This is a genomic window from Streptomyces sp. NPDC001781 (assembly GCF_053596035.1).
In genome coordinates this window covers 1-20,468 of record NZ_JBSFFI010000031.1, presented here as the reverse complement: position 1 = coordinate 20,468, position 20,468 = coordinate 1, and the positions used below count along the sequence as shown (strand labels likewise).

16 protein-coding genes are annotated in these 20,468 nt (G+C 71.9%); 14 read left to right on the top strand and 2 right to left on the bottom strand.

Features of this window, described 5'->3' with window-relative positions; translation table 11 throughout:
* Positions 1 to 62: 62 nt before the first annotated feature.
* The 6 genes from gatC to ACWCV3_RS24170 all read left to right on the top strand — a co-directional run bounded on the left by gatC (position 63) and on the right by ACWCV3_RS24170 (position 4,898).
* Positions 63 to 359, top strand: a complete 297-nt coding sequence (gene gatC / locus ACWCV3_RS24195; protein WP_018544665.1) for an Asp-tRNA(Asn)/Glu-tRNA(Gln) amidotransferase subunit GatC — start codon at positions 63 to 65, stop codon at positions 357 to 359.
* A gap of 6 nt (positions 360 to 365) precedes the next feature.
* The gene (gene gatA / locus ACWCV3_RS24190) at positions 366 to 1,859 is read left to right on the top strand and encodes an Asp-tRNA(Asn)/Glu-tRNA(Gln) amidotransferase subunit GatA (RefSeq protein ID WP_451227811.1); all 1,494 of its coding nucleotides are present in this window, start codon (positions 366 to 368) and stop codon (positions 1,857 to 1,859) included.
* Positions 1,856 to 2,095: a hypothetical protein gene (locus ACWCV3_RS24185; RefSeq protein WP_451227808.1), complete on the top strand. Its 240-nt coding sequence runs from the start codon at positions 1,856 to 1,858 to the stop codon at positions 2,093 to 2,095. Before gatA ends, ACWCV3_RS24185 begins: the two co-directional genes overlap by 4 nt.
* A 16-nt stretch (positions 2,096 to 2,111) precedes the next feature.
* Entirely contained in the window at positions 2,112 to 3,626 is a 1,515-nt protein-coding gene (gene gatB / locus ACWCV3_RS24180; RefSeq protein ID WP_451227806.1) for an Asp-tRNA(Asn)/Glu-tRNA(Gln) amidotransferase subunit GatB, read from the top strand.
* A gap of 106 nt (positions 3,627 to 3,732) precedes the next feature.
* Entirely contained in the window at positions 3,733 to 4,089 is a 357-nt protein-coding gene (locus ACWCV3_RS24175) for a hypothetical protein (RefSeq protein ID WP_451227803.1), read from the top strand.
* Between the two features lie 266 nt (positions 4,090 to 4,355).
* Entirely contained in the window at positions 4,356 to 4,898 is a 543-nt protein-coding gene (locus ACWCV3_RS24170) for a hypothetical protein (RefSeq protein WP_451227800.1), read from the top strand.
* A 39-nt stretch (positions 4,899 to 4,937) separates the two neighbouring features.
* On the opposite strand, the gene ACWCV3_RS24165 is transcribed toward ACWCV3_RS24170, so the two are convergent.
* Positions 4,938 to 6,089, bottom strand: coding sequence for a PQQ-dependent sugar dehydrogenase (locus ACWCV3_RS24165; protein ID WP_451227797.1), 1,152 nt, complete (start codon positions 6,087 to 6,089; stop codon positions 4,938 to 4,940).
* A gap of 339 nt (positions 6,090 to 6,428) precedes the next feature.
* Here ACWCV3_RS24165 and ACWCV3_RS24160 point away from each other — a divergent pair, with 339 nt between their 5' ends.
* From ACWCV3_RS24160 to serA, 6 genes are all read left to right on the top strand, one after another.
* Positions 6,429 to 7,367 carry a 2-hydroxyacid dehydrogenase gene (locus tag ACWCV3_RS24160; protein WP_451227795.1) on the top strand — a complete coding sequence of 313 codons (939 nt, stop codon included), beginning with the start codon at positions 6,429 to 6,431 and terminating at the stop codon, positions 7,365 to 7,367.
* 373 nt (positions 7,368 to 7,740) lie between these two features.
* Positions 7,741 to 10,740, top strand: coding sequence for a putative bifunctional diguanylate cyclase/phosphodiesterase (locus ACWCV3_RS24155; RefSeq protein ID WP_451227792.1), 3,000 nt, complete (start codon positions 7,741 to 7,743; stop codon positions 10,738 to 10,740).
* A 251-nt stretch (positions 10,741 to 10,991) separates the two neighbouring features.
* Entirely contained in the window at positions 10,992 to 12,842 is a 1,851-nt protein-coding gene (locus tag ACWCV3_RS24150) for an acetolactate synthase large subunit (protein ID WP_451227790.1), read from the top strand.
* A gap of 30 nt (positions 12,843 to 12,872) precedes the next feature.
* On the top strand, positions 12,873 to 13,397 hold the full coding sequence (gene ilvN / locus ACWCV3_RS24145; protein WP_030808356.1) for an acetolactate synthase small subunit: 525 nt from the start codon (positions 12,873 to 12,875) through the stop codon (positions 13,395 to 13,397).
* A gap of 110 nt (positions 13,398 to 13,507) precedes the next feature.
* Positions 13,508 to 14,506 carry a ketol-acid reductoisomerase gene (gene ilvC / locus ACWCV3_RS24140; protein ID WP_451227788.1) on the top strand — a complete coding sequence of 333 codons (999 nt, stop codon included), beginning with the start codon at positions 13,508 to 13,510 and terminating at the stop codon, positions 14,504 to 14,506.
* A 184-nt stretch (positions 14,507 to 14,690) separates the two neighbouring features.
* Positions 14,691 to 16,292, top strand: a complete 1,602-nt coding sequence (gene serA, locus ACWCV3_RS24135) for a phosphoglycerate dehydrogenase (RefSeq protein ID WP_451227786.1) — start codon at positions 14,691 to 14,693, stop codon at positions 16,290 to 16,292.
* 75 nt (positions 16,293 to 16,367) lie between these two features.
* Here the strand turns inward: serA and ACWCV3_RS24130 are convergent, their stop codons facing one another.
* A complete protein-coding gene (locus tag ACWCV3_RS24130; RefSeq protein WP_451227783.1) occupies positions 16,368 to 17,561 on the bottom strand; it encodes a PucR family transcriptional regulator in 1,194 nt (397 codons plus the stop codon).
* A gap of 165 nt (positions 17,562 to 17,726) precedes the next feature.
* On the opposite strand from ACWCV3_RS24130, the gene ACWCV3_RS24125 reads away from it, so the two are divergent.
* Both ACWCV3_RS24125 and pruA read left to right on the top strand, forming a co-directional pair.
* On the top strand, positions 17,727 to 18,653 hold the full coding sequence (locus ACWCV3_RS24125) for a proline dehydrogenase family protein (RefSeq protein ID WP_451227780.1): 927 nt from the start codon (positions 17,727 to 17,729) through the stop codon (positions 18,651 to 18,653).
* A 39-nt stretch (positions 18,654 to 18,692) separates the two neighbouring features.
* Positions 18,693 to 20,324, top strand: coding sequence for an L-glutamate gamma-semialdehyde dehydrogenase (gene pruA, locus ACWCV3_RS24120; RefSeq protein ID WP_451227777.1), 1,632 nt, complete (start codon positions 18,693 to 18,695; stop codon positions 20,322 to 20,324).
* Positions 20,325 to 20,468: the final 144 nt, after the last annotated feature.

Below are 20,468 nucleotides of genomic sequence, written 5' to 3'. Positions count from 1 at the left end.
ACCGGTCCCCGCCCCATAGGATTGGGCCCAAACCGCACTCACTCACCCCAGAGGATCGCTGCATGCCTGGCATCACGCGCGAGGAGGTCGCCCACCTCGCCCGGCTGGCGCGTCTGGAGCTGAAGCCCGAAGAGCTCGACCACTTCGCCGGCCAGCTCGACGACATCATCGGCGCGGTCGCCCGCGTCAGCGAGGTCGCCGACCAAGACGTACCGCCGACCTCGCACCCGCTCCCGCTGACGAACGTCATGCGGGCGGACGAGGTCCGTCCCTCGCTCACCCCCGCGCAGGCGCTCTCCGGCGCCCCCGCCCAGGAGCAGCAGCGTTTCAAGGTGCCGCAGATCCTGGGGGAGGACTAAGAAGTCATGACCGACATCATCAAGCTCACGGCCGCCGAGACCGCCGAGAAGATCGCCTCCGGCGAGCTGACGGCCGTCGAGGTCGCCGAGGCACACCTGGCGCGCATCGAAGCCGTCGACGAGAAGGTGCACGCCTTCCTGCACGTCGACCGCGAGGGCGCCCTCGCCCAGGCGCGCGAGGTGGACGCCAAGCGCGCCCGCGGCGAGAAGCTCGGCCCGCTGGCCGGCGTCCCGCTCGCGCTCAAGGACATCTTCACCACCGAGGGCGTGCCGACCACGGTCGGTTCCAAGATCCTCGAGGGCTGGCTCCCGCCGTACGACGCGACGCTCACCAAGCGGCTGAAGGCCGCCGACGTGGTCATCCTCGGCAAGACCAACATGGACGAGTTCGCCATGGGGTCCTCCACCGAGAACAGCGCCTACGGCCCGACGGGCAACCCCTGGGACCTCACCAGGATCCCCGGCGGCTCCGGCGGCGGTTCCTCCGCCGCGCTGGCCTCCTTCCAGGCCCCGCTCGCCATCGGCACCGACACCGGCGGTTCCATCCGCCAGCCGGCCGCCGTCACCGGCACCGTCGGCGTCAAGCCGACGTACGGGTCGGTCTCCCGCTACGGCATGGTGGCCTTCTCCTCCTCCCTGGACCAGGGCGGTCCCTGCGCCCGCACGGTCCTGGACGCGGCCCTGCTGCACGAGGTCATCGCCGGGCACGACCCGCTGGACTCCACCTCCATCGACGCCCCCGTGCCGCCGGTCGTGGAGGCCGCGCGCAACGGCTCGGTCGCGGGCATGCGGGTCGGTGTCGTCAAGCAGTTCCGCGGCGAGGGCTACCAGGCCGGTGTCGTCCAGCGCTTCGACGAGTCCGTCGAGCTGCTCAAGGAACTGGGCGCCGAGATCGTCGAGCTGGACTGCCCGTCCTTCGACCTCGCGCTGTCCGCGTACTACCTGATCGCGCCGTCCGAGTGCTCCTCCAACCTCGCCCGCTTCGACGGCCTGCGCTACGGCCGCCGCACCGGCGACGACGGCACCCACTCGGCCGAGGAGGTCACCTCCCTCACCCGTGAGGCCGGCTTCGGCGACGAGGTCAAGCGCCGCATCATGCTCGGCACGTACGCCCTCTCCAGCGGCTACTACGACGCCTACTACGGCTCCGCCCAGAAGGTCCGCACCCTCATCACGCGGGACTTCGAGAAGGCGTTCGAGCAGGTCGACGTGATCGTCTCCCCGACGACCCCGACCACCGCCTTCCCGATCGGCGAGCGCGCCGACGACCCGATGGCGATGTACCTCGCGGACCTGTGCACCATCCCGACGAACCTCGCGGGCAACGCGGCCATGTCGCTGCCGTGCGGTCTCGCTCCGGAGGACAACCTCCCCGTCGGCCTCCAGATCATCGCCCCGGCACTGAAGGACGACAGGCTGTACAAGGTCGGCGCCGCTGTGGAGGCCGCCTTCGTGGAAAAGTGGGGTCACCCGTTGATCGAGGAGGCGCCGTCGCTGTGAGCGCACTGAACAAGGCCAAGGGCTTCAAGCAGTCGAGGTCCGGCACGTACCTGTCCATGGCCGGCACCGCGTTCAGCGCGGTCGGCGTGGCCAAGCAGATGAGGAAGGCCCGGTCGGAGCAGGACACACTGCGGCTGATCGACGCCGCCGTGTCCGCCGTCGCCATCGTCACCGGCCTCGCCATCCTCTACCGCGAGCTGAAGCGGCTGGGCGACGACGACGTCCTGCTGGGCTGAGAGGGAAGTTTTCACCGTGACCACCACGACCGACCTGGTGTCGTACGAGGACGCGCTGTCGTCGTACGACCCCGTCATGGGCCTCGAGGTCCATGTCGAACTCGGCACCCGCACCAAGATGTTCTGCGGCTGCTCGACCGAGCTGGGCGCCGAGCCCAACTCGCAGACCTGCCCCGTCTGCCTCGGCCTGCCCGGCGCGCTCCCGGTCGTCAACGCGACCGGCGTCGAGTCCGCCGTCAAGATCGGCCTCGCGCTGAACTGCTCGATCGCCGAGTGGTGCCGCTTCGCCCGGAAGAACTACTTCTATCCGGACATGCCGAAGAACTTCCAGACCTCCCAGTACGACGAGCCGATCGCCTTCGACGGTTACCTCGACGTGCAGCTGGAGGACGGTGAGACCTTCCGCGTGGAGATCGAGCGCGCCCACATGGAGGAGGACACCGGCAAGTCGACGCACGTCGGCGGCGCCACCGGCCGTATCCACGGCGCGTCCCACTCGCTGCTGGACTACAACCGCGCGGGCATCCCGCTCATCGAGATCGTCACCAAGCCCATCGTGGGCGCGGGCGAGCGGGCCCCCGAGGTCGCGCGCGCCTACGTCCGCGAGCTGCGTGAGGTCATCCGGGCCCTCGGTGTCTCCGAGGCGCGGATGGAGATGGGCCAGATGCGCTGCGACGTGAACCTGTCGCTGCGCCCGCACGGCCGGGACAGGTTCGGCACGCGCTCCGAGACGAAGAACGTCAACTCGCTGCGTTCGGTCGAGCGGGCCGCCCGCTTCGAGATCATGCGCCACGCGGCCGTGCTCGACGGCGGCGGCACGATCATCCAGGAGACCCGCCACTTCCACGAGGACACCGGGTCCACGACCTCGGGCCGCGTGAAGGAGGAGGCCGAGGACTACCGGTACTTCCCGGAGCCCGACCTCGTCCCGGTGGCGCCCTCGCGCGAATGGGTCGAGGAGATCCGCGCCGCGCTCCCCGAGCTGCCGCTGGCCCGCCGTACCCGCCTGCTGGCGGAGTGGGGCATCTCGGCCACCGACATGCAGTCGATCACCAACGCCGGTGCGCTGGACCTGATCGTCGCCACCATCGACGCCGGTGCCGACGCTGCCTCCGCCCGCAAGTGGTGGATGGGCGAGCTGGCGCGCAGCGCCAACGAGTCGGGCACCTCGCTGGACGAGCTGGTGATCACGCCGGTGCAGGTCGCGCGGGTCACCGAGCTGGTGAACTCCGGCGACCTGAACGACAAGCTGGCCCGCCAGGTCATCGAGGGCGTCCTCGCCGGTGAGGGCACGCCGGACGAGGTCGTGGAGAAGCGCGGCCTGAAGGTCGTCTCCGACGAGGGTGCGCTGACCACCGCCGTCGACGAGGCCATCGCCGGCAACCCGGCCATCGCGGACAAGATCCGCGGCGGCAAGGTGGCGGCGGCCGGCGCGCTGGTCGGCGCGGTCATGAAGGCCACCCGTGGCCAGGCCGACGCCGCCCGTGTCAAGGAGCTGATCCTGGACCGGCTGGGCGTCGCCGAGGGCTGAGCCCCGCCCTGACGACGTGGCCCCGGAGGCGAGTCCTCCGGGGCCACGTTCTCTTTCCAGGGGCCGCGAGAAGGCACCCGGGGCGGAGGCGCTACGCTCGCCCGCCATGAGTGGACGCACCGATTCCGTCGCCGGTCCCGCCGAGGCCGAGGAGGCGGAGCGGGCGGAGCCGGTCGTACGGCCCGAAGAGGACGCCGACGACGACGCCGAGTTCCACGACGAGGCCCGCAGCGCCCGCCGGCTCGCCACCGGCACCGGTGCCCTCCTCGTCCTCGCCGGGGCCGCCGCCGCCCTGCTCCGCCTGACCGGTCCCGCGCCCGCCGTGGTCCCCGCCGCGTACGCCACCGGCGCCGCCGTCTGCGCGGCCGCCGCACTCTTCGGCGCCCGGGGCCGCACCCGCCGGGCCCTCTGGCTGCTGATAGCCGGGACGATGATCATGGCCCTCGGCGACCAGTTCGACTGAGTCCGTGAAGGCCCGGCCGGCCACCGCGGAAGGGACCACGGCACGACGTACGCGACACCACCGGCCGCGGACGGCGGCCTGATCTCCCGGCTGCGGGACAACGGGACCGGGGTCGCCGAGGCCGGCTGCCGGCGGGCGCGTACGCACCGGCACCGAGATCTGGGCAGTGCGCGCACCGCGGTGGCGCGCGGCCCGCGACGCCGCGGCCCCACGGTGCACAGCGGGCGTTAAGAAGCCTCTCAGACTCCGTCCGTACGGTGCCGGGCATGGCTACGAAGACAGCGGAAGGCGCCGGGGCCGAGACCGGCGCGCAGCACGACGAGACGGTCGCGGAGACCGCCGTGACCGAGGAAGCCCAGGCCCCCGAGCAGCGCGAGACCGGCGAGGAGACGGCCGCCGCCGAGCCGCGCCGCCCGTCCGGCGTCGGCCAGGGCGCCGGTGCCGTGGTGTCCGCCGCGCTCGGCCTGGTCTCGCTCGACGGCGGCTGGGTCGGCACCGTCGCCTCGGCCCGCGCTCAGCTCATGGGCCAGCTCAAGACCTCCTCGCAGGCGAACGTCGCCCAGCAGATCAAGGCGGTCTACGGCGACGCCTGGCACGCCACCGCTCTGTGGGCCGGCCTCTTCGCGGCCGCCGCGCTGCTGGTGGGTGTGGCCGTACTCGCCCGTCCCGCGTTCGGCGCGCCGGGCCGGCCGCAGGCCCCGTGGATCAAGTCGGTCGCCTGGGGCGGCGTCGCGCTCGGCGTCGTGGGCCTGCTGCTGGCCGTGCTGAAGTACTCCGACGCGCTGCTCGGCCTGCCCTCGGCCGGCTGACCCGCACACGGGCGGGGGCGGTGTGCCGGCCGCCCCCCGTCAGCGGACCCGGAGCTCCAGCAGCCGGTCGTCGCCCTTCGCGGGCTCGCCGCGGCCGTCGGTGTTGCTGGTCAGCAGCCACAGCCGGTCCTGTCCGGCCGGGGCCACCGTGCGCAGCCGGCCGTACTCCCCGTCCAGGAACGCCTGCGGCGGGGCCGACGCCGAGGTGGAGCGCAGCGGGACGCGCCACAGGCGCTCACCCCGCAGGCCGGCCATCCAGATCACTCCGTCCACCTGGGCGATGCCGCTCGGGGACGCGTCGTCGGTGTGCCACTGGGCCAGCGGGTTCTGCAGGCGCGCGTCGGTGCCCTTGCCCTCGGTGCCGGGCCAGCCGTAGTCGCCGCCGGGCCTGATCGCGTTCAGCTCGTCCCAGGTGTCCTGCCCGAACTCCGAGGCGAACAGCCGCTGTCGCCCGTCCCAGGCGAGACCCTGCACATTGCGGTGGCCGTAGGAGTACACCGGGGAGCGGCCGAAGGGGTTGCCCGGCGCGGGCTCGCCCTCCGGGGTGATCCGGAGGATCTTGCCTCCGAGCGACTTCCTGTCGGGGGCCAGCCGGCTCTCGCCGCTCTCGCCGGTGCCGACGTACAGCATGCCGTCCGGGCCGAAGGCGATCCGGCCGCCGTTGTGGATGCGGCCCTTGGGAATGCCCCTGAACACCGTGTCCGGGGCGCCCAGTTGGTCGCCGGCCGCCCGCCTGTCGTCGTACCGGACGCGGACGACGCGGTTGTCGGAGGCGGACGTGAAGTAGGCGTAGACCATGTGGTCCGAGGCGAAGCCGGGGGAGAGTGCGATGCCCAGCAGGCCGCCCTCGCCGGCGGGCTCGACCCCCAGGACGCGGCCGGCCACCGTCTTCTTGCCGGTCCTGGCGTCGATCCGGGTGAGGGTGGCGTCGTCGCGCGAGGAGACCAGCAGGTTCCCGTCGGGCAGCGGGGCCAGCCCCCAGGGGCTCCTCAGGCCCTCGGCCACCGTCCGCAGCACCCTCACCGAACCCTTGGCTGGCGGCGCGGTCTCGGAGGGGGACTGGGCCGAGGCGGTCACCGTGCCCGCGGAGGGCGACCCCCGCCCGTCACCCCCGCCCGAGGAGCAGCCCGCGGCCAGCAGCAGCGTGGCGGCGGCGAGTACGGCGGGCACGGTTCGGCTTCGCACGGTCATGGTCCCTTCGAAGGGGTCGCACCGACTCTGCTACCCCACCGGACGCGCACCGTGCGCGTCCCCGGTTCGGTGTCTCGATCCCAGTGCCCGGGGCGGCACGGCCACCTCGGCGAGGTTCCCGGGGGCCGGCGTCCGCGAGCCTGGCCTGATCCAGACGAGAGGCCCCAAGGGCTGTCCCGTGATCTCCGGCGGGCGCGCGACGACGGCTACGGCGCCTCGCCGCGTTGTCGGATCGCCCGCATACGCCCAGTATGAGGGCGATCCTCCGCCTCGCGACGCACCGCATCTGCCGCCGCGCGCTGATCCACCGGGCATTACGGGACAGTTAGCCTCCTGACCATGACCAACGACGTGTGGCTGCCGATCCCGCCCGAGGAGATCAAGGGCCTTCCCGCGGGCCCGGCCTACCTGTTCTTCGACGGCGGGGACTTCCCCGGTGACCCCGCCGACTGCGCGGTGTACGCGGTGCCCTACATGAAGCCGCTGGAGGTCCGCACGCGTCCGCTGGAGCGGATGAGCGGGCTGCGCGTGATCCAGACGCTCACCGCGGGGGTCGACGACATCGCGGGCGCCCTCGGCGACGTGCGGCCCGGCGTCCAGCTCTGCAACGCCCGCGGGGTCCACGACACCAGCACCGCGGAGCTGGCCCTCACCCTCACGCTGGCCTCGCTGCGCGGGATTCCGGGGTTCGTGCGGGCGCAGGAAGAGGGGCACTGGCAAGGGGAGTTCCGGCCCGCTCTGGCCGACCGGAACGTGCTCATCCTCGGCTACGGCGCCATCGGCTCCGCCATCGAGGACCGGCTCGCGCCCTTCGAGGTGGAGCGCGTGCTCCGGGTGGCGCGCTCCGGGCGCACCACCGCGCGCGGGGTCGTGCATCCGCTCACCGAACTTCCCCGACTGCTCCCCGAGGCGGACGTGGTGATCCTCGCGACACCCCTCACCGACGAGACGCGGGGCCTGGTGGACGCCGGCTTCCTCGCCCGCATGAAGGACGGCGCCCTGCTGGTCAACATCGCACGGGGGCCGGTGGTCGACACCGACGCCCTGCTCGCCGAGCTGGAGCGCGGGCGCCTCACCGCCGCGCTGGACGTCACCGACCCCGAACCGCTGCCGCCGGCCCACCCGTTGTGGCGGGCGCCCGGCGTGCTGATCACCCCGCATGTGGGCGGCCCCAGTTCGGCGTTCCGGCCGCGCGCCGAGCGGCTCCTGGTGGACCAGCTGACCAGGTTCGTGAACCATGAGCCGATGCGCCACGTGGTCCTCACCACCGGGGCGTGAGCCGCCAGTCGGCACCCTCCGCCACCCTTCGGGCGCGGTGCGTGGCCGCATAGTCGCTGGTCGTCACGGAGAGTAGAGAAGCTATGTCCCTGAGTGACGATCCTGGTGTATCGTCCCGACAGGGGTGCGCCGCCGACCCATCGGCGCCGGGGACGAACATTTCAGCTCTGTGAGGGGGGCGACGGGCGATGCACGGCCTATGGACGAACGATCCGACGCGGCGGAGCCGCCGATGGCGACCCTGGCGCACGACAGCGCGCAGGCGGGAGCGGCCGACGAGCCGGCTCGCCCTGCACCCCCGGCCGGGTGCCCGGCACCGGCACCCGCACCGGCCCCCGAAGGGTACCGGCGCGAACCGCACCGGGAGGGTGCGGTGAGCGCGCCGCCGGTGACCACGACCGCGCTCGACGGGGCGCCCCGCACGCCGCGCCGGCCCGTCCGTACGCCCCCCGCCCGGCCGCCGGCAGCGGCCGGCGACCGACCGCGGCTCACCCAGCAGCTCACCCTCGCCCTGATCTGCGCGGCCTACGCCGTCGGTTCGGCCTTCGACTGGGGCAACGAACAACTCGCTCTTTTCATGGGCGACTTCGGCCTCAGTGCGGCGGCCGGCACCGCCGCCGTCTCCTGCTTCCTCTACGCCCGCACCCGCCGCGTCCGCTTCCGTCCCGCCTGGCTGCTCTTCGCCCTCTCCTCCGCCATGGCCGCCCTCGGGAACGCGGTCTGGGGCTGGTACGAGGTCGTCCTCGAACGCGCCGTGCCGAGCCCCAGCTACGCCGACCTGTTCTTCCTCTGCTTCGCGCCGCCCGCCATCGTGGGCCTGCTGGTCCTCGCCAAACGCCCGGCGAGCCGGGCCGGCTGGATCTGCCTGACGCTGGACGCCTGGCTCATCGGCGGCTCGCTGCTCACCCTCTCCTGGAGCCTGGCGCTCGCCCAGACCGCCCGGATCGACGGACCGAGCGTCGAGCACACCGCCCTCTCGCTGGCCTACCCGCTGCTCGACATCGTCCTGGTCAGCATGGTGCTCGCGCTGCACTTCCGGCGCGGTCCGGGCAACCGCACGGCCGTCAACACCGCGATCGGCGCCCTGGCGCTCACCGTGATGTGCGACGCGCTCTTCACCTCCCCCCTGCTGCACAGCAGTTACCGCTCCGGGCAACTGCTGGACGCGGGCTGGTTCGCGGGCTCCCTGCTGCTCGCCTACGCCCCCTGGGCCGCCCCCGGGGGGCGCGAGAGCGACCGGGGCGCGACCGGGACCCGCGCGGTGCACGACCACGTACCCGGCCGGCGCGGGCCGGGTACCGCGCAGCCGCACCCGCCGGGCACCGAGAGCCACCGGTACCCGTCCGGGCGGCCGCTGACCGGCTCGCTGGCCGCCCTCACCCCCTACCTCGCCGCCGCCGTCTGCACGCTGGGCATCCTGTACAACGTGCTCAACGGGCGCCGGCCCGACCACGTGGTGCTGATCACCGCGGGCGCCGTGGTGCTGGCCCTCGTCATCCGCCAGGGCATCATGCTGCTGGACAACATCACCCTCACCCAGGAACTGGCGCAGAAGGAGAACCACTTCCGCTCCCTGGTGCAGGGCTCCAGCGACGTCATCATGATCGCCGCCCCCAACGGCGTCCTGCGCTACGTCTCCCCGGCCGCCGCCGGGGTGTACGGCAGCAGCGCCGAGGCCCTGATCGGCACCGAACTGGCCGCGCTGATCCACCCCGAGGACCTGGGCTGCGTGGTGCACGAGGTGCGCCGCTTCCTCGCCGCCGACCCGCTGGCCGAACCCACCACCCGCATCGAGTGCCGCTTCCGCTCCGGCCGGGGCGGCTGGCTCAACGTGGAGTCCACCGTCAACCGGCACCACGGCGGCCTGATCTTCAACAGCCGGGACGTGACCGAACGGGTCCGGCTCCAGGCCCAGCTCCAGCACAACGCCGAGCACGACCCGCTCACCGACCTGCCCAACCGCGCCCTGTTCACCCGGCGCGTCCAGCAGGCCCTGTCCGGACGCCGGTCCACCGACCGGGGTGCCGCCCTGCGCGGCACCGCCGTGCTCTTCATCGACCTCGACGGCTTCAAGGCCGTCAACGACACCATCGGCCACCAGGCCGGGGACGAGCTGCTGATCCAGGCCGCCCGCAGACTCCAGGACTCCGTGCGCCAGGGGGACACCGCCTCCCGGCTCGGCGGGGACGAGTTCGCGGCCCTGATCACCGGCGACGGCACCCGCGACCGCGCCGCCCGCGAGCGGCACATCCTGGAGCTGGCCGACCGGCTGAGGCTCACCCTGTCCCAGCCCTACGCCATCGACGGCAACGATGTCCGGGTCAATGCCTCCATCGGCGTGGCCTTCGCCGAACCCGGCCTCGGCGCCGGCGAGTTGCTGCGCAACGCCGACCTGGCGATGTACCGGGCCAAAGCCGGCGGCAAGGGCCGGGTGGAGCTGTACAAGCCGCAGATGCAGCAGGACGTGGTCCGCAAGGCCGAGCTGGCCGGCCGGCTGCGCGCCGCGCTGCACGACGGCGAGTTCGCGCTGCTGCACCAGCCGGTGGTGTGCCTCAGCGGCGGCCGGATCGCCTCGGTCGCCACCCACGCGCGCTGGCGCTCGGCCCAGGGGGTGCTGTTCACCCCGGCCGAGTTCCTGCGGGTGGCCGAGGACGGCGACCGTACGGCCGAGCTGGAGCGCTGGATACTCCGGGAAGCCGTCGAGCAGGCCGCCGAGCGCGCCGCGGGCGGCCTCGTCGTCCCGGTGTCCGTGCGGATGAGCGCCCGGCGGCTGCTGGACCGCTCCCTGCCGCTCGGCTCCGTCGAGGCGCTGCTGACCCGGCACGGGCTGCCGCCCGGCGCGCTCATCATCGAACTGTCCGGCACCGACCCGCGGATCTCCCTGGACGAGCTGGAGCGCCGCCTGACCGCGCTCAGCCGCCTCGGGGTCCGCATCGCGCTCGACGGCTTCGGCAGCGGCCACGCGGCCATCACGGCGCTGCGCAGGCTCCCCGTGGACATCCTCAAGCTCGACCGGGGGCTGATCGAGGGCGTCGTGGAGTCCGCCCGGCTGCACAAGATCACCGGTGGGCTGCTGCGCATCGCGGGCGACCTCGGCCTCCAGACCGTCGCCGAGGGCGTGGACCTGCCGGAGCAGGTGGTCGCGCTGCGTGCCATGGGCTGCACCCACGGACAGGGCATGGCGTTCGCCGGGCCGGTGGACGAGTACCGGCTGCGCCGGGCGCTCGCCTCCAGCCGCTTCCCGGTGCCGCATGCCCCCGCCGAGCCGGTCTTCGCCGGCAAGGGCGCCGGGCTCTACTCCGGGACCGTGTCCACCGTCTTCGGCGGGACGGTGCTCCGCTCACATGATGAGACGGCCGTCCCACCCACTTGACACATGGTGCGCGCCGGGGGGAGGGTCAATGCCATGCGCACCCGAATTCTCGTACTTGGAAAGCGCGTCGGCTGAGCTGGGGCTCCATCGGACACAGTCCGGGAAACCCGGCACCCCCCACCGACGCGCTCCCCTCGCTTGCCTCGCGGCACGAGGGGTTTTTTGTTGCACGAGCGACCCTCGTGCGGCCCCCGCTCCGCACCCACACCGCCCGAACCTCGCAAACCCTCAAGCTCGAGAAGAGAATGACGATGACCGAGCAGGCCACCGGGGCCCACCATCCGCAGCCGCGGCCCCGATCCGGAGGACAGCACTCCGCCCCCGTCGAGCACGTCACGGGTGCGCAGTCCCTCATCCGCTCGCTCGAGGAGGTCGGGGTCGACACCGTATTCGGCATCCCCGGGGGCACGATCCTTCCCGCGTACGACCCGCTGATGGACTCCCAGCGGGTGCGCCACGTCCTCGTCCGCCACGAGCAGGGCGCGGGCCACGCGGCCACCGGGTACGCGCAGGCCACCGGCAAGGTCGGCGTCTGCATGGCGACCTCCGGCCCCGGCGCCACCAACCTGGTCACCCCGATCGCCGACGCCAACATGGACTCGGTGCCGCTGGTCGCGATCACCGGCCAGGTGGTCTCCAAGGCGATCGGCACGGACGCCTTCCAGGAGGCGGACATCGTCGGCATCTCCATGCCGATCACCAAGCACAGCTTCCTGGTCACCAAGGCCGAGGACATCCCGAGGACGATCGCGGAGGCGTTCCACATCGCCTCGACCGGCCGCCCCGGCCCGGTCCTGGTCGACATCCCCAAGGACGTGCTCCAGACGCGGACGACCTTCTCCTGGCCGCCCGCGACCGACCTGCCCGGCTACCGCCCGGTGACCAAGCCGCACGCCAAGCAGATCCGCGAGGCCGCCAAGCTCATCACCAGCGCCCGCCGTCCCGTCCTCTACGTCGGCGGCGGAGTGCTCAAGGCGGGCGCCACCGCCGAGCTGAAGGTCCTCGCCGAGCTGACCGGCGCCCCCGTCACCACCACCCTGATGGCACTGGGCGCCTTCCCCGACAGCCACCCGCAGCACGTGGGCATGCCCGGCATGCACGGCTCCGTCACCGCCGTCACCGCGCTGCAGAAGGCCGACCTGATCGTGGCCCTCGGCGCCCGCTTCGACGACCGCGTCACCGGCAGGCTGGACAGCTTCGCGCCGTACGCCAAGATCGTGCACGCCGACATCGACCCCGCCGAGATCGGCAAGAACCGCGAGGCCGACGTGCCGATCGTGGGCGACGCCCGCGAGGTGCTCGCCGACCTGATCCAGGCCGTGCGGAGGGAGCACGACGAGGGCCACCGGGGCGACCACACCGCATGGTGGAGCGACCTGAACCGCTGGCGGGAGACCTACCCGCTCGGCTACGAGACGCCCGAGGACGGCTCGCTCTCCCCGCAGGCGGTCATCGAGCGCATCGGGCAGCTCGCCCCGGACGACACGATCTTCGCGGCGGGCGTCGGCCAGCATCAGATGTGGGCCGCCCACTTCATCCAGTACGAACAGCCCGCGACCTGGCTCAACTCCGGCGGCGCCGGAACCATGGGGTACGCGGTCCCGGCCGCGATGGGCGCCAAGGCCGGCCGGCCCGGCCGCACGGTCTGGGCGATCGACGGCGACGGCTGCTTCCAGATGACCAATCAGGAGCTCACCACCTGTGCCCTGAACAACATCCCGATCAAGGTCGCCATCATCAACAACGGCGCCCTCGGCATGGTCCGCCAGTGGCAGACGCTGTTCTACAACCAGCGGTACTCCAACACCGTGCTGCACTCCGGTCCCGACGGACCCACCGGTCCCAGCGCCGGCACCCGCGTCCCCGACTTCGTGAAGCTGGCCGAGGCGATGGGCTGCCACGCCATCCGCTGCGAGCGCCCCGAGGACCTGGACAAGGTCATCGAGGAGGCCAACGCGATCAACGACCGCCCGGTCGTCGTCGACTTCATCGTCCACGAGGACGCGATGGTGTGGCCGATGGTCGCGGCCGGGACCTCCAACGACGAGGTCATGGCAGCCCGGGGCGTCCGTCCCGACTTCGGCGACAGCGACCAGGACTGACCGAGGATACGAGCGAGAGAGACCACGACCATGTCCAAGCACACGCTCTCCGTCCTGGTGGAGAACACCCCGGGCATCCTCGCCCGCATCGCCGCCCTCTTCTCCCGGCGCGGCTTCAACATCGACTCCCTCGCGGTGGGTGTCACCGAGCACGCCGACATCTCCCGCATCACCATCGTGGTGAACGTCGAGGACCTGCCGCTGGAGCAGGTCACCAAGCAGCTCAACAAGCTCGTCAACGTGCTGAAGATCGTCGAACTGGAACCCGGACAGGCCGTCCAGCGTGAACTCGTTCTGGTGAAGGTCCGCGCGGACAACGAGACCCGGTCGCAGATCGTGGAGATCGTCCAGCTGTTCCGCGCCAAGACCGTCGACGTCTCCCCGGAGGCCGTCACCATCGAGGCCACCGGCTCCGGCGACAAGCTGTCCGCGATGCTGAAGATGCTGGAGCCCTTCGGCATCAAGGAGCTGGTGCAGTCCGGCACCATCGCCATCGGGCGCGGCGCCCGCTCCATCACCGACCGCTCCCTGCGCGCCCTCGACCGCACCGCGTGACCCCCGGCCCGGCCGCCCCCGGGGGCGCCCGGATGCCGAGACCCCGAAACCTTCCGTCCCCCCACCGCAATACGGTGGGGCGCAGCACCCGCACCTCAAGGAGAGAACCAGTGGCCGAGCTGTTCTACGACGCCGACGCCGACCTGTCCATCATCCAGGGCCGCAAGGTCGCGGTCATCGGCTACGGCAGCCAGGGCCACGCCCACGCCCTGTCGCTGCGGGACTCGGGCGTCGACGTCCGCGTCGGCCTGCCCGAGGCCTCCAGGTCCCGCGCCAAGGCCGAGGAGCAGGGCCTGCGCGTGGTCACCGCGGCCGAGGCCGCCGCCGAGGCCGACGTCATCATGATCCTGGTCCCGGACCCGCTGCAGGCCCAGGTCTACGAGGAGTCCATCGCCCCGCACCTGAAGGACGGCGACGCGCTGTTCTTCGGCCACGGCTTCAACATCCGGTTCGGCTTCATCAAGCCCCCGGCCGAGGTCGACGTCTGCATGGTCGCCCCCAAGGGCCCGGGCCACCTGGTCCGCCGCCAGTACGAGGAGGGGCGCGGCGTGCCCTGCATCGTCGCGGTCGAGCAGGACGCCTCCGGCAACGCCTTCCCGCTGGCCCTGTCGTACGCCAAGGCCATCGGCGGCACCCGCGCCGGCGTCATCAAGACCACCTTCACCGAGGAGACCGAGACCGACCTGTTCGGTGAGCAGGCCGTGCTCTGCGGCGGTACCGCCGCCCTGGTCAAGGCGGGCTTCGAGACGCTGACCGAGGCCGGCTACCAGCCGGAGATCGCCTACTTCGAGTGCCTGCACGAGCTGAAGCTGATCGTCGACCTCATGTACGAGGGCGGCCTGGAGAAGATGCGCTGGTCCATCTCCGAGACCGCCGAGTGGGGCGACTACGTCACCGGCCCGCGCATCATCACCGACGCCACCAAGGCCGAGATGAAGAAGGTCCTCGCCGAGATCCAGGACGGCTCCTTCGCCAAGAACTGGATGGACGAGTACCACGGCGGCCTGAAGAAGTACGACGACTACAAGAAGCAGGACTCCGAGCACCTGCTGGAGACCACCGGCAAGAAGCTGCGCAAGCTGATGTCCTGGGTCGACGAAGAGGCGTGAGCCTCATGGCGGCCGGCGGCGGCACCCCCGGGCGGGGTGCCGCCCGCCCGGCCGCCGCGCCACTACACTGCTGCACAACAAACGCGTCAGGCCCACAGTGTCGTGCGTCTTCCACGCGGCTAGCACCCCTCCACCGCCAGCGGCCGTCGGGACGGCCGTCCGCATTGGACTTGTGAGGACTCACGTGAGCTCGTACCCCAGTCGAAAAGCCACGGTACTCATCGCTGAAGAGCTGTCGCCCGCCACCGTGGACGCACTCGGGCCGGACTTCGAGATCCGGCACTGCAACGGAGCCGACCGCGCCGAACTGCTCCCCGCCATCGCCGACGTGGACGCGATCCTCGTCCGCTCCGCCACCAAGGTGGACGCCGAGGCGATCGCCGCGGCCAGGAAGCTGAAGGTCGTCGCACGAGCCGGCGTCGGCCTGGACAACGTCGACGTCTCCGCCGCCACCAAGGCCGGCGTGATGGTCGTCAACGCCCCCACCTCCAACATCGTCACCGCCGCCGAACTGGCCTGCGGTCTGCTCGTGGCCAGCGCGCGCAACATCCCGCAGGCCAACACCGCCCTGAAGAACGGCGAGTGGAAGCGCAGCAAGTACACCGGTGTCGAGCTGGCCGAGAAGACCCTCGGCGTGGTCGGCCTCGGCCGCATCGGCGCCCTGGTCGCCCAGCGGATGTCCGCCTTCGGCATGAAGGTCGTCGCCTACGACCCCTACGTGCAGCCGGCGCGGGCGGCGCAGATGGGCGTCAAGGTGCTGTCGCTGGACGAGCTGCTGGAGGTCTCCGACTTCATCACCGTCCACCTGCCCAAGACCCCCGAGACCCTCGGCCTGATCGGCGACGAGGCGCTGCGCAAGGTCAAGCCGACCGTGCGCATCGTGAACGCCGCGCGCGGCGGCATCGTCGACGAGGCCGCGCTGTACGCGGCGCTGAAGGAGGGCCGGGTCGCCGGCGCCGGCCTCGACGTCTACGCGAAGGAGCCGTGCACCGACTCCCCGCTGTTCGAGCTGGACCAGGTGGTCTGCACCCCGCACCTGGGTGCCTCCACCGACGAGGCCCAGGAGAAGGCCGGTATCGCGGTGGCCCGCTCGGTGCGCCTCGCCCTCGCCGGTGAGCTGGTGCCGGACGCGGTCAACGTCCAGGGCGGTGTCATCGCCGAGGACGTGAAGCCCGGTCTGCCGCTGGCCGAGCGCCTCGGCCGCATCTTCACCGCGCTGGCGGGCGAGGTCGCGGTCCGCCTCGACGTCGAGGTGTACGGCGAGATCACCCAGCACGATGTGAAGGTGCTCGAACTCTCCGCGCTCAAGGGCGTGTTCGAGGACGTGGTGGACGAGACCGTCTCCTACGTCAACGCCCCGCTGTTCGCGCAGGAGCGCGGTGTCGAGGTCCGCCTCACCACCAGCTCCGAGTCGGCCGACCACCGCAACGTGATCACCGTGCGCGGCACCCTCGCGGGCGGCGAGGAGGTGTCGGTCTCCGGCACGCTGGCCGGTCCCAAGCACGTCCAGAAGATCGTCGCGGTCGGCGACTACGACGTGGACCTCGCGCTCACCGAGCACATGGTCGTCCTGAGCTACGAGGACCGTCCCGGTGTCGTCGGCACCGTCGGCCGGGTCCTCGGCGAGGCGGGCATCAACATCGCCGGCATGCAGGTGGCCCGCTCCACCGCCGGCGGCGAGGCGCTGGCCGTGCTGACCGTGGACGACACGGTCAACCCGGCCACGCTGGGCGAGCTGGCCCAGGAGATCGGGGCGACCTCCGCCCGGTCGGTCAACCTGGACTGAGCCGCACTCCCGACACGCCGGAGCGCCGGGCGGCCCCCTCGCGGGCCGCCCGGCGCTCCGGCGTTGGCTGGACGCTCAGCCCAGCCGGGCCCGCTTCAGGGCCATGTGGAGCAGGAGGCGGTCCTCGCCGTCGTCCAGGTCCAGGCCGGTGAGGCGCTCCACGCGGCCCAGACGGTAGTAGAGCGTCTGGCGGTGGACGCCCAGTTCGGCCGCCGCCCGGCCGGCCTGGCCCGCGCAGTCGAGGTAGACCTCGGCGGTGCGGGCCAGCTCCTGGTGGGCGGGGGAGAGCAGCGGTGCCGCCACCGGGTCCTGCGCCGATCCCGGCGGCAGCGCGGACAGCAGCCGGTACGGTCCGATGCCCCGCCACTCGGCCACCGGCGCGAACCTCGGCTCCGCCAGCGCGGCCCGCGCCGCCGCCGACGCCTCCCGCCACACCGTGCCCAGCTCGGCCAGCCCCGCACGGGGCTCACCGACCCCCACCCCGACGACGGCGCCCTCCGCCTCCTTGATCAGCCGCGCGGCCGCGACCAGCGCCGGGGCCGTCACCTCCGTACTGCGCAGCCGCACCAGTACCGCCAGACTCTGCGCCGTCGCGCCCCACGGCACCGTGCACAGGGCGGTGGCGTGCGGGACGGTGCGCACCGAGGGGGCGTCGTCGGGGTCGGCGGAGAACCAGGGGGCGACGCAGACCACGGTGTGCGGGCCGTCCGCGCGGGGGCCCAGCGCGGTGCGCAGCTCGGTGACGGCCATGTCCCGCTGCCAGCCGTCCTCCGCCGTGAGTACCGCCCGCAGCTCCCGGCCCAGCCCGGCGCCGGCCCGCGCCTCGTCGGCCAGCAGCGCGCCGATCCGCCCGGTCACCCGCATGGCGGCGGCGAGCTGGGCGTCGCTCGGGCCGGGATCGTCGTCCAGCAGCCACACGTAGCCGAGCACGACACCCCGATGGCGTACCGGCAGGCAGATCCGGCCCCGGTAGACGCCCGCCTCCGGGGTGGGCGGGATACGGACCGGTTCCGTCGCGCGGGTGATGCCGAAGCCCTCGAACCACGCCCGCACCGCCGAGGTGGAGCGCCGGGTCAGGATCGAGCGGGCCCGCACCGGGTCCAGCGCGGTGGGGTCCAGCTCGCCCTCGCTGTCGTACGCGCCGAAGGCGATCAGCTCGAAGTCCCGGTTCTCCAGGGTCGCCGGGGCGCCCAGCAGCTCGGAGATCTCGTCCACCAGCTCCTGGTAGTCATCTCTGTAATCGGCCGCCACCCGGGCATTCTGCCGCATATCCGAGTGCGCTTCATACATCTGTCTGAGAACCGGTGATCGGATGCGTGACGTCTGTCGATGGCCCACCATCGAAGAGATCCCTAGGTTTCACGGTGGTTCTCCGTGCCGTCCCCGAATCGTCGGGTCCCGGCCTCTTTGGTGCTTTTGTTGTGGAGGTGCCCCGTGCTGGGTCCCGTGATTCTCGCCGCCTCGCGCAGCGACCGGATGCGTCGCCTGATATCGGCCGCGCCGGTGACCAAGCAGGTCGTCGACCGGTTCATCCCCGGTGAGACCGTGGACGACATCGTCCCGATCATCGCGGAACTGACCGCCAAGGGCCTGCAGCTCACCATGGACGTCGTCGGCGAGGACATCACCACCCCCGAGCAGGCCGCCGCCGCCCGCGACGCCTACCTCTCGCTGGTCGAGCACCTCAAGGACCTCGGCCTGGGCGAGCGGGTCGAGATGTCGGTGAAGCTCTCCATGTTCGGCCAGGCGCTGGAGGGCGGCCACGAGCTGGCCCTCGCCAACGTCCGTCCGGTCGTCGAGGCCGCCGCCGCCATCGGCACCACGGTCACCCTGGACGCCGAGGACCACACCACCCTGGACTCGATGTTCGCCATCCACGAGGAGCTGCGGAAGGACTTCCCGCAGACCGGCTGCGTCATCCAGGCGTACCTGTTCCGCACCGAGGCCGACGCCCGCCGCCTGGCCGCCGCCGGCAGCCGGGTCCGCCTGGTCAAGGGCGCCTACAAGGAGCCCGCCGAGGTCGCGTACCAGCAGAAGCACGAGATCGACAAGGCGTACGTGCGCGTCCTGAAGACGCTGATGGAGGGCGAGGGGTACCCGATGATCGGGTCCCACGACCCCCGCCTCATCTCCATCGCCCAGGAACTCGCCCACCGCGCGGGCCGTAAGCTCGACGAGTACGAGTTCCAGATGCTCTACGGAATCCGCGGCGACGAGCACCTGCGGCTGGCCGCCGAGGGGCACCGCATGCGCGTCTACACCGCCTACGGCACCGACTGGTACGGCTACTTCATGCGCCGCCTCGCCGAGAAGCCGGCGAACCTCCAGTTCTTCGTCCGCAGCATGATCACCAAGGGCTGAGCCCGAACACCCGCTCAACGTAAAGGAGTTACGGTTCTCATGGACGCTGTGACCCAGGTCCCCACCCCCGTCAACGAGCCGGTGCACGGCTACGCCCCCGGCAGCCCCGAGCGCGCCCGGCTGGAGGCCAAGCTGAAGGAGCTGGCCGAGAACCCGGTCGACCTGCCGATGACCATCGGCGGCCAGAAGCGGATGGGCGGCGGCGAGACCTTCCAGGTGGTCCAGCCGCACAACCACAAGGCCGTCCTCGGCACCCTGCGCAACGCCACCCGCGAGGACGCCCAGGACGCGATCGACGCCGCCCTGGCCGCCGCCCCGGCCTGGCGCGCGATGTCCTTCGACGACCGCGCCGCGATCATCCTGCGCGCCGCCGAGCTGCTCTCCGGCCCCTGGCGCGAGACCATCGCCGCCTCCACCATGCTGGGCCAGTCCAAGACCGCCCAGCAGGCCGAGATCGACAGCCCCTGCGAGCTGGTCGACTTCTGGCGCTTCAACGTGCACTACGCCCGCCAGATCCTCGCCGAGCAGCCCCCGGCCAACTCGCCGGGCGTGTGGAACCGCATGGACCACCGCCCGCTGGAGGGCTTCGTCTACGCGATCACGCCGTTCAACTTCTCGGCCATCGCCGCCAACCTGCCCACCGCGCCCGCCCTCATGGGCAACGTGGTGGTCTGGAAGCCGTCCCCGACGCAGACCCACGCCGCCGTGCTGCTCATGAAGCTGCTGGAGGAGGCCGGGCTGCCCAAGGGCGTCATCAACCTGGTCACCGGCGACGGCATCGCCGTCTCCGAGGTCGCCCTGGAGCACCGCGACCTCGCGGGCATCCACTTCACCGGCTCGACCAAGACCTTCCAGTACCTGTGGAAGACGGTCGGCAACAACATCGAGAAGTACCGCGCCTACCCGCGCCTGGTCGGCGAGACCGGCGGCAAGGACTTCGTGGTCGCGCACCCCTCCGCCGACCCCGCCGTGCTGAAGACCGCGCTGACCCGCGGTGCCTTCGAGTACCAGGGCCAGAAGTGCTCGGCCACCTCCCGCGCCTACATCCCGGCCTCCATCTGGAACTCCGGTTTCAAGGAGGAGTTCGCGGCCGAGGTCGACGGCATCACCATGGGTGACGTCACCGACCTGTCGAACTTCATCGGCGCGGTCATCGACGAGCGTTCCTTCGCCAAGAACAAGGCCGCCATCGACCGGGCCGCCGAGGACGCCACCTGCCGGATCGTCGCGGGCGGCTCCTACGACGACTCGGTGGGCTACTTCGTCCGCCCGACCGTCATCGAGTGCAGCGACCCCGACAACGAGGTCTTCCGCACCGAGTACTTCGGCCCGATCCTCGCCGTGCACGTCTACGAGGACGACAAGTACGACGAGATGCTGACCCAGATGGAGTCGGTGTCCGACTACGCCCTCACCGGTTCGGTCATCGCCAATGACCGCGCGGCGGCGGCGTACACGATGGAGAAGCTGCGCTACGCGGCGGGCAACTTCTACATCAACGACAAGTCCACCGGTGCCGTCGTCGGCCAGCAGCCCTTCGGCGGCGGCCGTGCCTCCGGCACCGACGACAAGGCCGGTGCCCCGCAGAACCTGATGCGCTGGACCCTGACCCGCGCCATCAAGGAGACGCTGGTCCCGCCGACCGAGTACGGCTACCCGCACATGGGCTGACCGCCCTCACGATCCGGCCCGGCGAACCCGCCCCGAACGGGTTCGCCGGGCCGGCGGGGGGGGGGCCGCCGCCGCCGCCCCGCCCCGCAACGTAGATCACAACGCTTAAAACCACATACACACTCTAATAAATTGTTTTAGGGT

Coding starts and splice junctions, on each gene's coding strand:
- ACWCV3_RS24175 (WP_451227803.1), top strand. CDS start 3,733: ATGAGTGGACGCACCGATTCCGTCGCCGGTCCCGCCGAGGCCGAGGAG.
- pruA (WP_451227777.1), top strand. CDS start 18,693: ATGGACGCTGTGACCCAGGTCCCCACCCCCGTCAACGAGCCGGTGCAC.
- gatC (WP_018544665.1), top strand. CDS start 63: ATGCCTGGCATCACGCGCGAGGAGGTCGCCCACCTCGCCCGGCTGGCG.
- ACWCV3_RS24170 (WP_451227800.1), top strand. CDS start 4,356: ATGGCTACGAAGACAGCGGAAGGCGCCGGGGCCGAGACCGGCGCGCAG.
- ACWCV3_RS24150 (WP_451227790.1), top strand. CDS start 10,992: ATGACCGAGCAGGCCACCGGGGCCCACCATCCGCAGCCGCGGCCCCGA.
- gatA (WP_451227811.1), top strand. CDS start 366: ATGACCGACATCATCAAGCTCACGGCCGCCGAGACCGCCGAGAAGATC.
- ilvN (WP_030808356.1), top strand. CDS start 12,873: ATGTCCAAGCACACGCTCTCCGTCCTGGTGGAGAACACCCCGGGCATC.
- ACWCV3_RS24160 (WP_451227795.1), top strand. CDS start 6,429: ATGACCAACGACGTGTGGCTGCCGATCCCGCCCGAGGAGATCAAGGGC.
- ACWCV3_RS24165 (WP_451227797.1), bottom strand. CDS start 6,089: ATGACCGTGCGAAGCCGAACCGTGCCCGCCGTACTCGCCGCCGCCACG.
- ACWCV3_RS24130 (WP_451227783.1), bottom strand. CDS start 17,561: ATGCGGCAGAATGCCCGGGTGGCGGCCGATTACAGAGATGACTACCAG.